The sequence below is a fragment of the Actinomadura miaoliensis genome (assembly GCF_039536785.1).
In the GTDB taxonomy this organism is placed as follows: Bacteria; Actinomycetota; Actinomycetes; order Streptosporangiales; family Streptosporangiaceae; genus Spirillospora; species Spirillospora miaoliensis.
The window spans coordinates 87,358-99,577 of record NZ_BAAAZG010000020.1 but is presented as its reverse complement, the minus strand read 5'-3'; the positions used below and the strand labels follow the sequence as shown (position 1 = coordinate 99,577).

The 12,220-nt window shown below is 73.6% G+C and carries 8 protein-coding genes; 3 read left to right on the top strand and 5 right to left on the bottom strand.

All coding sequences use genetic code 11. The features are described from left to right. Positions 1 to 25 precede the first annotated feature (25 nt). Positions 26 to 814 carry an SDR family oxidoreductase gene (locus ABD811_RS17385; protein WP_344948270.1) on the top strand — a complete coding sequence of 263 codons (789 nt, stop codon included), beginning with the start codon at positions 26 to 28 and terminating at the stop codon, positions 812 to 814. A 115-nt stretch (positions 815 to 929) separates the two neighbouring features. Next, positions 930 to 2,312: an MFS transporter gene (locus ABD811_RS17380; RefSeq protein ID WP_344948268.1), complete on the top strand. Its 1,383-nt coding sequence runs from the start codon at positions 930 to 932 to the stop codon at positions 2,310 to 2,312. On the opposite strand, the gene ABD811_RS17375 is transcribed toward ABD811_RS17380, so the two are convergent. The 3 genes from ABD811_RS17375 to ABD811_RS17365 form a co-directional block, all read right to left on the bottom strand. Beyond that, positions 2,281 to 2,958 carry a PaaI family thioesterase gene (locus ABD811_RS17375; protein ID WP_344948266.1) on the bottom strand — a complete coding sequence of 226 codons (678 nt, stop codon included), beginning with the start codon at positions 2,956 to 2,958 and terminating at the stop codon, positions 2,281 to 2,283. The genes ABD811_RS17380 and ABD811_RS17375 overlap by 32 nt on opposite strands. A gap of 92 nt (positions 2,959 to 3,050) precedes the next feature. Further along, positions 3,051 to 5,879 (bottom strand): FAD-binding and (Fe-S)-binding domain-containing protein, encoded by a 2,829-nt coding sequence (locus tag ABD811_RS17370; protein ID WP_344948263.1) that lies wholly within the window; start codon positions 5,877 to 5,879, stop codon positions 3,051 to 3,053. A gap of 215 nt (positions 5,880 to 6,094) precedes the next feature. Continuing rightward, complete coding sequence (locus ABD811_RS17365; protein WP_344948261.1) at positions 6,095 to 6,535, bottom strand: hypothetical protein; 441 nt, start codon at positions 6,533 to 6,535, stop codon at positions 6,095 to 6,097. Between the two features lie 369 nt (positions 6,536 to 6,904). Between ABD811_RS17365 and ABD811_RS17360 the strand changes: the two genes are divergently transcribed. After that, positions 6,905 to 8,737, top strand: a complete 1,833-nt coding sequence (locus tag ABD811_RS17360) for a glycoside hydrolase family 15 protein (RefSeq protein WP_344948260.1) — start codon at positions 6,905 to 6,907, stop codon at positions 8,735 to 8,737. A gap of 28 nt (positions 8,738 to 8,765) precedes the next feature. On the opposite strand, the gene ABD811_RS17355 is transcribed toward ABD811_RS17360, so the two are convergent. Beyond that, positions 8,766 to 9,506, bottom strand: coding sequence for an ABC transporter ATP-binding protein (locus ABD811_RS17355; RefSeq protein WP_344948257.1), 741 nt, complete (start codon positions 9,504 to 9,506; stop codon positions 8,766 to 8,768). After that, positions 9,503 to 12,202 (bottom strand): ABC transporter permease subunit, encoded by a 2,700-nt coding sequence (locus ABD811_RS17350; protein ID WP_344948253.1) that lies wholly within the window; start codon positions 12,200 to 12,202, stop codon positions 9,503 to 9,505. The genes ABD811_RS17355 and ABD811_RS17350 overlap by 4 nt, the downstream gene beginning before the upstream one ends. Between the last annotated feature and the right edge of the window lie 18 nt (positions 12,203 to 12,220).

Here is a 12,220-nt window from a genome sequence, read left to right as displayed (position 1 = left end):
GCGACCGCTTGGTACGCTAGCCGTCATGATGCTGGACGGCAAGGTCGCGGTGATCGCCGGAGCCGGGCCGGGGCTCGGCCGGACGCTGGCGGTCCTCATGGCCCGCGAGGGCGCGGACGTGGCGGTGGCGGCGCGCAGCGCGGACGTCCTCGACGCGATCGCCGCCGAGGTCGCGGCGGAGGGCCGGGCCGCGCTGGCGGTGCCGGCCGACGTGTCCCGCCCGGACGACGTCCGCCGCCTGGCCGACGCGGTGACGGGGCGTTTCGGCCGCGTCGACGTGCTGGTCAACGCCGCCTTCCCCGGCAGCCACCGGCGCGCCGTCCTGGACATGGACGAGGAGCACCTGGAGCGGTGGCGCGCGGCCGTGGAGATCGCCACCTACGGGACGCTGCTGACCTGCCGGTACCTGGCGCCGCACATGGTCGCGGCGGGCGGCGGCTCGATCGTCAACGTCACGTCCATGTCCAGCCGCACCGGCTACGCGGGCCGCAGCGACTACGCGGCGGGCAAGGCCGGGGTCCACCTGCTGTCGCACTGCCTGGCCGACGAGCTGGGGCCGTCCGGCGTGCGCGTCAACTGCGTGGCGCCGGGCTGGATCGCCAGCGACGTCCTGGACGACTGGATGCGCACCCGGGCCGCCGCCGAGGGCGTGACGTTCGAGGAGATCCGGGCGCGGGACGTGGCCGCGATGGCGCTGCGCCGGATCGCCACCGAGGAGGACGTGGCCCGCGCGGTGATCTTCCTCGCGTCCGACCAGGCGCGATCCACCACCGGAGCGACGCTCGACGTCAACGGCGGCCAGTTGTTCACGTGAGGACACCCGGCGACGGCCGTGATTCGGACCACATCCGCCGGTTTGCCGACTGATCTTTCCGGGGTATCACCCTGCCCGGAAAAGCCGCGATCGGGGGCGGAAAGGAGAGTCCCCGATGGTGCTCGATCCCGGCGGGCCCGGCCGCGCCCGCGGCGTGGACACGGCCGCGCGACGCGACCAGGTGCGCAAGGCCGCCGTCGCCAGCGTCGTCGGCACGTCCATCGAGTGGTACGACTTCTTCCTCTACAACACGGCCGCGGCGATCGTCTTCAAGGACGTCTTCTTCCCCAGCTCCACCGACTACGCGGGCACGCTGTCGGCGTTCGCCACCTACGCGGTCGGGTTCGCCGCCCGGCCGGTCGGCGCGGCGCTGTTCGGCCACTGGGGCGACCGGCTCGGCCGCAAGGCCACGCTGATCGTCACGCTGCTGCTGATGGGGATCTCCAGCGCGCTGATCGGCGTGCTGCCCGGCACCGAGACGATCGGCGTGGCCGCGCCGGTGCTGCTGGTGGCGCTGCGGATCCTGCAGGGCATCGCGGTCGGCGGCGAGTGGAGCGGCTCGGTGCTGCTGGCCATGGAGTGGGGCGACCAGCGGCGGCGCGGGCTGATGGCCAGCCTGCCGCAGATCGGCGTGCCGATCGGGCTGATCCTCGGCACCGGCGCGATGACCGCGATCGCGCTGTCGGCCGAGGACGCGTTCACCTCCTGGGCCTGGCGGGTGCCGTTCCTGCTCAGCCTGGTGCTGGTGGCGGTCGGGCTGTGGGTGCGGCTGCAGGTCCTGGAGACCCCGCTGTTCGCCGAGATCGTCGAGCGGCGCGAGGTGTCGCGGGTGCCGGTGGCCGAGGTGGTGCGGCGCCATCCCCGGGAGATCGTGCTGAGCGCGCTGCTGCGCTGCTCGGAGCAGATGCCGTTCTACATCTTCACCTCCTTCGCCCTGACCTACATTCATGACGACCTGGGCATGGCGCAGGGGCTCGCGCTGGGCGCGGTGACGCTGGCGGCCGTGCTGGAGCTGTTCGCGATCCCGGCGGCCGGGCACCTGGGCGACCGGATCGGCAGCCGCCGCGTGTACGCGACGGGGGCGCTGCTGGTCGCGGTGCTGGCCTTCCCGTACTTCGCGCTGCTCAACACCGGGATCGCCGTCGTGGTGGTGGTCGCGGTGGTGCTGGCGCAGATCCCGCACTCCCTGCAGTACGGGCCGCAGGCGTCCATGATCGCCGAGAGCTTCCCGACCCGGCTGCGCTACGGCGGGGCGGGCCTGGGCTACCAGCTCGCCTCGGTCGTCGCGGGCGGCCCGGCGCCGCTGCTGGCGACCTGGCTGCTGCACGACTACGGCTGGTGGGCCATCTCCGCCGCCATGGTCGTCGCCTCGGCGCTGACGCTGACGGCGATGGCGCTGCTGCCCGACCGCTCCCGCGCCGACATCACCGCCGACGACGCCTACTCCGCGTCCGCCCCCTCAGCGCCTACTCCGCGGCCTGAAGCACCTCGGGGCTGAGGCCGCGGGGCAGGACGAAGACGGCGGTGGCCTCGACCGTCACCGTGCCGTCCGGGGCGATGATGCGGGCGGCGGTGTGCGTGCGGCGGCCCACGACGCCGGTGACCTCGGCCTCGCCACGCAGCGGGACGCCGTAGGGCGTGGGCCGCCGGTAGCGCAGGTCGAGCGCGGCGGTCATGCCCGGCGCGCCGGCCGCGTGGGCGGCGGCGCCGAGCAGCTGGTCGAGGACCATCGCCGACACGCCGCCGTGCACGAACCCGGGCGGGCCCTCGTAGACCGACGTCAGCGTGAAGTCGCAGAACACCGTGCGGTCGGGACGCGTCTCGATCGTCACCGGCGGGGCGATCGGGTTGAGCGGACCGGTGACGGGGTTGGCGAGCTGGCGGCCGATCTGCGGCGCGCCGGGGACGGGCGCGGCGATCGGCGGGGCGGAACGGCGCGCGGCCGACAGCCGCCGGGTGAGCGCCGCGATCTCCTCGCTCACGGCGGCGACCTCGGCGGCGTCGACGTCGGTGTGCACGACGGCCTCGGTCAGCTCGCGGACCCGCGCCGCCAGCCCGGCCAGCTCCGCCACCCGCGACTCGTCCAGCGCGGCCCGCTCGCCGTCCACGAAGACCCGACGCATCGCCGCCCCGGCGCCGCTCATGCCGCCTCCCGTTCCTGTCGACCGAGTCGGATTCTAGAAGGCGACCCCGTCCCCGTCCCGCACCGGGGGTGCGCCCTCAGGAGGGTCGTCCTTCATGACCGCCGACCGTAGCGCAGGGCGCGGGCCAGGAGCTGTGCCAGGTGCAGTCCCTCCCGGTGCGTCCCCTGGGCGATCTGCGTGCGGCAGGAGAACCCGTCGGCGAGGACGAGGTCGTCGCCGGAGGCGGCCCGCACCTTGGGGTACAGCTCGCGTTCGGCGCAGCCCTGGGACACCTCCCAGTGGCCCGGCTCGAAGCCGAAGTTGCCCGCCAGCCCGCAGCAGCCCGCGCCCACCACGTCGGGGGCGACGTTGAGGCGTGCCAGGACGGCGCGGTCGGCGTCGTAGGAGCCCTTGGCCTCCTGGTGGCAGTGCACCTGCGTGACGGCCCGCGCGTCCAGTCCGGCGAACGGCCAGTCCCCGTCGTGCGCGGCGACGACCTCGGCCAGGGTCCTCATGCCGGCCGCGAGCTTCTTCGCGCGCTCGTCGTCCGGCAGCAGTTCGGGTGCCTCCGCGCGGAGCATGACGGTGCACGACGGCTCCAGGCCGACGATGGGCAGGCCGCTGTCCAGGGCGGGTCCCAGGACGTCCAGCGTGTGCCGCAGCACGCGTCGCGCCACCGTGAGCTGCCCCGTCGAATGCCACGTGAGCCCGCAGCAGACCCGGCCGGGCGGGATCAGGACGCGGTATCCGAGTGCCTCCAGTACGTCGACCGCGTCGCGCCCCACCCCGGGCGTGTGGAAGTTGGTGAACGTGTCGGGCCACAACACGATCGTCCGGCCGTCCCCCGGTCTGGGCCCGCGCCGCCGGAACCACCGTTGCAGGCTCTCCTCCGCGAACCGCACCATCTGCCTGCGGGGCTCCACCCCCGCGACGCGCTTGACGACCCCGGCGACACGGTCACGCGCCAGGGCGGCGTTCACGAAACGTGCGGGCGCCCCGGACACCATGCGCGACCACAACGGCAGCCACCCCATGGAGTAGTGCGCCATGGGACGCCGCCGCCCGGCGTAGTGGCGGTGCAGGAACTCGGCCTTGTACGTGGCCATGTCGACGTTCACCGGGCATTCGTGCGCGCACGCCTTGCACGACAGGCACAGGTCGAGCGCGTCCAGCACCTCGGTCGACCGCCAGCCGTCGGTGACGGTGCGGCCGCGCAGCATCTCGGCGAGCACGCGCGCGCGTCCCCGTGTCGAGTGCACCTCGTCCCGGGTCACCTTGAACGACGGGCACATCGACCCCACGTCCAGGTTGCGGCACGCGCCCACGCCCACACACCTGTGCACCGCCGCCGCGAACGAGCCCCCGTCGCGTGTGAGCGCGTGCACCGGCGTGACGGGCAGCGCGTCGCGCCCTGGGCCGGGCCGCAGGTCGGCGTCCAGCGGCGCCGGATCGACGAGCACTCCGGGATTGAGCCCGCGGCCGGGGTCGAAGACGCCCTTGAACGCGGCGAACGCCTTCAGCAGGTCCCCGGAGTACATCTTCCCCAGCAGCTCCGAACGGGCGCGCCCGTCGCCGTGCTCGCCCGACACCGAACCGCCGTAGGAGACCACCAGGTCGGCGGCGCGTTCCACGAACTCCCTGTAGGCCGCCACACCCGGCTCGTCGGAAAGGTCGAAGTCGACGCGCAGGTGCACGCAGCCTTCACCGAAGTGCCCGTACGGCACGCCCTGGAACCCGTGCCGCCGCATCAACGCGTACAGGTCGCGCAGGTAACCGGCGAGGCGGGCGGGCGGCACGGACGAGTCCTCCCACCCAGGCCACGCCTCCCCGCCCTGCGGGAGCCGCGTGACGATGCCCGACCCGGCCTCCCGGATCCACCACAGCGCCCGCATCTCCCGCGGTTCGTCCACCACGACCGACGTGACCTCGGGCAGACGCCGCCGCACGCCGTCGACGAGAGCACGCGCCGCCTCCCGCGCGAGCTCCACGGAATCGCCGCCGACCTCGCAGTACAGCCAGCCACCGCCCTCGCACAGCTCGGCCCCGGCCGTGGCCCGCCCCGGTTGTGAACGCAACGCGGCCAGCAGATCGGCCGCCATGCCCTCGACGGTCAACGCGCCCATGCCCGCCACCACCGGGGCCATCTCGGCGGCGACGAACACGTCGGGGAATCCCAGGACGACCAGCACCCTGGCGTTGGGAACCGGCACCAGCCGCACGGTCGCCTCGGTGATGACCCCGCAGGTGCCCTCACTGCCCACCAGCGCCTTGGCCACGTCGAACCCGCGCTCCGGGAGCAGGTAGTGCAACCCGTAGCCCGACACCTGGCGGCTGAACCGGCCCAGTTCCCTGCGCAACGGGGCCAGATGGGCGTCACGCAGCCGGGTCAGTTCCGCGTCGAGGGCCGCGTCCCCGGAGGTGCCCTGCCGCGCGTGCAGTTCCCTGCCGTCCGCCGTCAGCATCTTCAGGGCCACGACGTTGTCGGCCGTCGTCCCCCACGCCACCGAATGCGATCCGCACGCGTTGTTGCCGATCATCCCGCCGAGGGTGCACCGCGAATGCGTGGACGGGTCCGGCCCGAACGTCAGGCCGTACTCGCCGGCCGCCGCGCGCAGGTCGTCCAGCACCACCCCGGGCTGCACGACGGCCGTCCGCGCGTCCGGGTCGATCTCCAGGATGCGGTCGAGATGGCGCGAGGTGTCGACGACGACGCCCGTGCCGATCGAGTTGCCCGCGATGGACGTCCCGCCGCCGCGCATGGTCACCGGCAGGCCCGCGTCCCGCGCGATCTCCAGGACCCGTGCCAACTCCTCCACCGAGCGCGGCTCGGCCACCGCCGCCGGGACCCGCCGGTAGAGGGAGGCGTCGGAGGAGTAGGCCGCGCGCGTGGTCAGGTCCGTCCGGAAGACCCCGGGCAGCCGCCGTGCCAGCTCGACCCCCACGCCAGACCCCTCTCACCGACGACCGCACCGGGCGTTCCCATCATGCCCCCGCCCGCCGCCCGCTGGACGAGCAGGACCGGCCCGACACCGATCAGCACGCAGGTGACCCCGCTCCGACGGCCGGCCGGGGCACGCCGGACCGCCCGATCACGCCGGGGCCACGTAGATCAGCGGCAGGAACGGCAGTGACCGAATCGTCGCCGTCCCCGGCACGCTCATGCGAGCCGCTCGCGCACGCCCAGGCCGTACTCGCCGCGGCGGCGGAGCATGACCAGCAGCATGAGCACGAACATCGCGACGTGCTCCAGCATCATCATCGTCCCGGTGTCCACGACGTCCAGCCACAGCAGCGGGATCAGCACCACCGCCGGGGCGAACATCGCGCCGCACATCTCCAAGGTGCTCGCCCACCCGTGGCCGCGACGGCGCATCCAGAGCACCATCCCGGCCGACATGTCGAACGCCATCTCCAGCGTGACCAGTTCGGGCTGGGTCGTCATGGAGTACTCCACGCCCGTCGGCGCGAGCACGCCCCGCACCACGGCGCCGAGCACGACCATCCCGGCGAGCATCGCCACCACCATCTCCAGGTAGTGCCGGACGAAGTGCCGCCACCCGTGACCGGATCTCCCGGACGCGCCGTCGCCTGCCTGCATCCCACGTCTCCTCTCATACGGGCGCGGGGTATTGACCGCATACGGTACAGGGGTATGTAGAGGGAGACAAGGCTCGAATTCCGCTTGGAAGTGAACAGAGCGGCAGTCATACGCCCACCCCGTGCCGGTTACGTCCACACGTCCCGCACAGCCCCCGGGCGGTCGCGGACATCAAGTGACCGCCACTGTCCCTAGCGTCTGCGCCACGACGGAAAGGGAGATTCCATGACCATTCTCGTAACGGGTGCCACCGGCAATCGCCGGGCTCCGGGCACGGCGGCGGCCGCGCCCGGAGCGCCGCCGGGGCCGGGCGGGGCATGACGGGCGCCGGTCTCGGGCATACGCTGGGGAAATACGGGGGGCTTTGCCATGGTCGAGGGATTCGAGCACCGGGCGGGCGACGGCGCGTCCCGCTATCTTCCGGTGGCCGAGCACGGGCTGATCGGCGACCTGCAGAGCGTGGCGCTGGTGGGCACGGACGGCACGATCGACTGGTACTGCTGCCCGTCGTTCGACTCGCCCAGCGTGTTCGCCTCGATCCTGGACGCGGACCGGGGCGGCTCGTTCGAGCTGGCCACCACGACACGGGCGACGACCAAGCAGTTCTACTTCCCCGACACCAACGTGCTGATCACCCGGTTCTTCACCGACGACGGGGTGGGCGAGGTCCAGGACTTCATGCCCGTCGCCGGCTCGGGAGAGTGCGAGCGGCACCGGCTGATCCGGCGGGTGGTGTGCGTGCGCGGGTCGGTGCCGTTCCGGACGCGGGTGGCGCCCCGGTTCGGGTACGGGGCCGAGCCCCACGTCCTGCGCCCGCACGACGGCATGGCGATCTTCGAGTCGGCGTCGCTGACGCTCGCGCTGACCTCCACCGTCCCGTTCGAGCACGACGACCGGGACGCCTGGGCGGACTTCAAGCTCGCCGAGGGCGACGCCGAGGTGTTCGCCCTCGACCGGATCAGCGACTGCGTCCTGCCGCGCGGATGCCCGCACGCCGAGGCCGACCGGGAGTTCAACGCCACGGTGAAGTTCTGGCGGCGCTGGCTGTCGTCGTCGCGCTACCGGGGCCGGTGGCGGGAGATGGTGCACCGCTCGGCCCTGACGCTCAAGCTGCTCACCTACGCCCCGACCGGGGCGATCGTGGCCGCGCCGACCACCAGCCTGCCCGAGCGGATCGGCGGCGAGCGCAACTGGGACTACCGGTACGTGTGGGTGCGCGACGCCGCGTTCTGCGTCTACGCGCTACTGCGCCTGGGCTTCACCGACGAGGCCGAGGCGTTCATGGACTTCCTGATCAGGTACGTGAGCCTGCGCGGCGACGGCGCCGACGGCCCGCTGCAGATCATGTACGGCATCGACGGGCGCACCGACCTGCCCGAACGCGTGCTCGACCACCTGGAGGGCCACCGCGGCTCGTCGCCGGTGCGGGTCGGGAACGACGCCGTCGGCCAGCTCCAGCTCGACATCTACGGCGCGCTGATCGACTCGATCTACCTGTACGACAAGTGGGGGCAGCCGATCTCCAGCGACCACTGGGACCAGGTGTGCACGCTGGTCGACTGGGTGTGCGACCACTGGGACCAGCCCGACGAGGGCATCTGGGAGACCCGAGGCGGACGCCGTAACTTCCTGTACTCGCGGTTGATGTGCTGGGTGGCGATCGAACGCGCCATCCGCCTGGCCAACCACCGCGGCCTGCCCGCCGACCTGCGCCGCTGGCGGGAGGCCCGCGACACCATCTACCGGCGGATCATGGACCGCGGCTGGTCGGCCGAGCGGCGCGCGTTCGTCCAGTACGAGGGCGGCGGCGTCCTGGACGCGGCGCTGCTGATGATGCCGCTGGGCAAGTTCGTCTCCCCCACCGACCCCAAGTGGCTGTCCACCCTGGACGCGCTCACCGCCGACCTGGTGTCGGACTCGCTGGTCTACCGCTACGACCCGCAGGCCAGCCCGGACGGCCTGCGCGGCGAGGAGGGCACCTTCTCCATCTGCTCGTTCTGGTACGTCGAGGCCATGGTCCGCGCCGGCCGCGTCGACGAGGCCCGCCTGGCCTTCGAGAAGATGCTCACCTACGCCAACCACCTGGGCCTGTACGCCGAGGAGATCAGCCGCACCGGTGAACAGCAGGGCAACTTCCCCCAGGCCTTCACCCACCTGGCCCTCATCAGCGCCGCCTTCAACCTCGACCGCGCCCTCGGCTGACCCGCCCGGGCCGTCGTGGCGCGGACGGTCAGCCGAGGTAGGCGGTGCGGACCCTGGGGTCCCTGCGGATGTCGTCGGGCGGGCCGTCGGCGATGACCTCGCCAAGGTCGAGGACGACGACGCGGTCGCAGGTGGTCATGACGAAGCCGACGTCGTGTTCGACGAGCAGGACGGTGGCGTCCAGGGACGCGATGACCTCGGCGAACAGGGCGGACTGGTCGGCGTCCAGGCCGGAGGTGGGCTCGTCCAGCAGCAGCACGGCGGGGTCGTCGACGATGGCGCGGGCCAGCTCCACCATGCGGCGGCGGCCGATGGGCAGGTCGGCGGCGTGGGCGTCGCGCAGGTCGGCGATGCCGCAGCGGTCCAGGGCGGCCAGGGCGCGGTCGCGGCGGGCGGCCTCCAGGCGGCGGCGGGCGCGCCCGCCCACCAGGTCGGCGGCCAGGCCGCCTCCGCCGCCGTGCCATTCGAGGGCGGCCAGGACGTTGTCCAGCACCGTCAGGCGGCCGAAGACCTGCGGGCGCTGGAAGGTGCGGCGCAGGCCGAGGCGGGCGCGGTGCACGGCGCCGGTGGACGTCACGTCGGCGCCGCGCAGCCGGACGCTGCCGGCGGTCGGGCGGCGCAGGCCGGTGACCACGTCGAACAGGGTCGTCTTGCCGGCGCCGTTGGGGCCGATGACGCCGCAGAGGCCGCCTTCGGGCACGGCCAGGCTCACGCCGGTCAGCGCGTGGACTCCGCCGAACCGGACGCTGACGTCGTCGATCTCGATCACTGGTCGGCCTCCGTGGCGGGCATCAGCGGGCCCTCGTCCAGGCCCAGGTAGGCGGCGGCGAGCCGGTCGTCGTCGACCTCGGCGCGCGGGCCCGTCCACACGACGCGGCCCAGGCGCATGAACGCGACGGTGTCGGCCAGCGCCAGCACCTCCCCGGCCTTCTCCTCCACGATCAGCAGCGCGACGCCGTTGTCGCGCAGCTCCCCGAACATCTGGAAGATCTGCTCGACCACCAGCGGCGCCAGGCCGAGGGACGGCTCGTCGGCGATCAGCACGCGGGGCGGCCGGACCAGCGCGGGCGCCAGGGCGAGGATCTGCTGCTCGCCGCCGGACAGGGCCCCGGCGGGGACGTCCCGGCGGGCCGCGAGCTGCGGGAGCCGGTCGTGGACCTCGGCGCGGTCGGCGGCGTCCGGCAGCCACAGGGTGAGGTTCTCCTCGACGGTGAGGGACGGGAACACGCCTCTGCCCTCGGGGGCGAGGTAGACGCCCGCGCGGGAGCGGCGGTGCGCGGGCCAGGCGGTGATGTCCTCGCCATCGAGCAGGACGCGGCCGGAGGTGGGCGCCATCCCGCCCGCCACGGCGCAGAGGGTCGACTTGCCCGCGCCGTTGGCGCCGAGCAGGGCCACCACCTGGCCTGACGGCACGGCCAGGTCGACGCCCCGCAGGACCGTCGCGTCGCCGTAGCCCGCGACGATCCCTTCGAGGCGGAGGGCGACGGGGCCGGGGGCGGGATCGGCGGCGGACCCGGACGGCTGCGCGGAGGGCGCCTCGGCGGGCCGCGGTGTGCGTCTGCGGCGGCGGTAGCGGCGTTCGGCGAACTGGGCCAGGACGCCGTCGGGGTGCTTGGCCAGGATCATGCCGCCGAGCCCGAACAGGATCATCCCGACGTACTGCGAGTCGGTGACGTTGTCCAGGACCTCGGGGAACAGCGCCATGACCAGCCCGCCGAGCACGGCGCCGCCGATGCGCCGCACGCCCTGCAGCACCACGACGGCCAGCCACACGAAGCCGGTCAGCGCGGGCAGGTCGGTGGCGGTGATCTGGCCGTTGAACGTGGCGTACAGCACGCCGCCCAGCCCCGCGACGCCGGACGCCAGCGCGAACAGCGTGATCTTGGCGCGGGTGGCGGAGATGCCGACGGACAGCGCGGCGGTCGGCGCCGACCGCACGGCCAGGATGGCGCGGCCGGACGGCGAGCGTTCCAGGTTGCGCACCAGCAGGGCGACGACGCCGATGAGCAGGAGCAGCACGACGACGCGGGTGCGGGGGTCGTTGGTGTCGGTGATCCCGAAGGAGACGGCGGGCAGCTTCCAGCCGACGGTGCCGTTGCTGAACGCGTCGATCTGGAAGAGCACCTGGTCGGCGAGCAACGCCAGCGCGAGGGTGGCGAGGGCGAGGACGCGGCCGCCCAGGCGCAGGGCGGGCAGGGCGACGAGCACGCCCGCCGCGACGGCGGCCAGGACGCCGAGCAGCACGGCGGCGGGGAACGGCAGCCCCTTGCCGAAGGCCAGTCCCGCCGCCAGGGCGGCCAGCGCCGCGAACGACGCCTGCGCCAGGTTGACCATGCCGCCGATGCCGGTGACCACGACGAACGAGCAGAAGATCAACGCCAGCACGAGGCCCTGCGCGACGAGCCCCACCCAGTAGTCGTCGCCGATCGTGAACGTCCACAGCAGCAGCGCCGCGACCGACGCGCTCCACGGCAGGACGCGGCGCCAGCGCGGCAGGTCGGCCAGGTAGTCGGGCGGCGGGGCGTCCTCGGCGATGGAGCCGGCGAGACGTTCGCGCGAACGCCCCAGGACCAGCAGTCCGGCGAACAGCAGGAGCGCGGGGACCGCCGTCCGGAAACCGGTGACCTTCTCGGCGAAGTCGGCGTAGCCGGCGACGAGGTTCTGCACCACGCCCAGCCCGAGGCCCGCGGCGAACGTGACGGGGATGGACTGGAGCCGCCCGAACACCGCGGCGGTGGCCGAGGCGAACAGCAGCACCGTGAACGCGTTGGAGTCCAGGCCGAGCGTGGGCACCGCGAGCACCCCGGCGAGCCCGGCCAGCGTCGAGCTCAGCATCCACGCCTGGGCGGAGGCGGCGTCGGCGTCCACGCCGCGCAGCGTGGCCAGGCGGCGCCGGTCGACGGTGGCGCGCATCCGCAGGCCGAGCGGCGTGTGCCGCATGACCGCCCACAGCGCGGCGGCGGCCAGCACCGCCAGCACGAACGTGGTGAGCTGGTCGGAGTCGACGGTCAGCCCGCCGAACGGGTGCCAGGTCTGCACCGGACGCGGGCCGAGACCGCGCGCGACGGCGCCCTCGGTGACCCGGGGCAGGTCGGCGCCGAACGTGCCGACCAGCACGTCCACCGTCCACAGGCCCAGGGCGGGCAGCGCGATCGTCAGGCCGATGGTGGCGACGATCTGCGCGGTCTCCCCCGCCGACGCCAGGCCGCGGAACATCAGCCGGTGCAGCGCGTACCCCAGCAGGGGCGCCGCGACCAGCACCGTCACTGGCCCGGCCGCCCACACCGGCCAGCCGAGCCCGGCGGTCAGCTCGAAGAACAGCAGCGCGGCCAGGAAACCGACGGCCCCGTGCGCGAAGTTGAACACGCCGGTGGCCGAGTAGGACAGGGTCAGCCCGGACGCCATCAGCGCGAACACCGCGCCGGTCACCAGGCCGCTCAGGACGTAGCCGACGAGTTCGCTCACCCGTCACCTCCGGGTGCT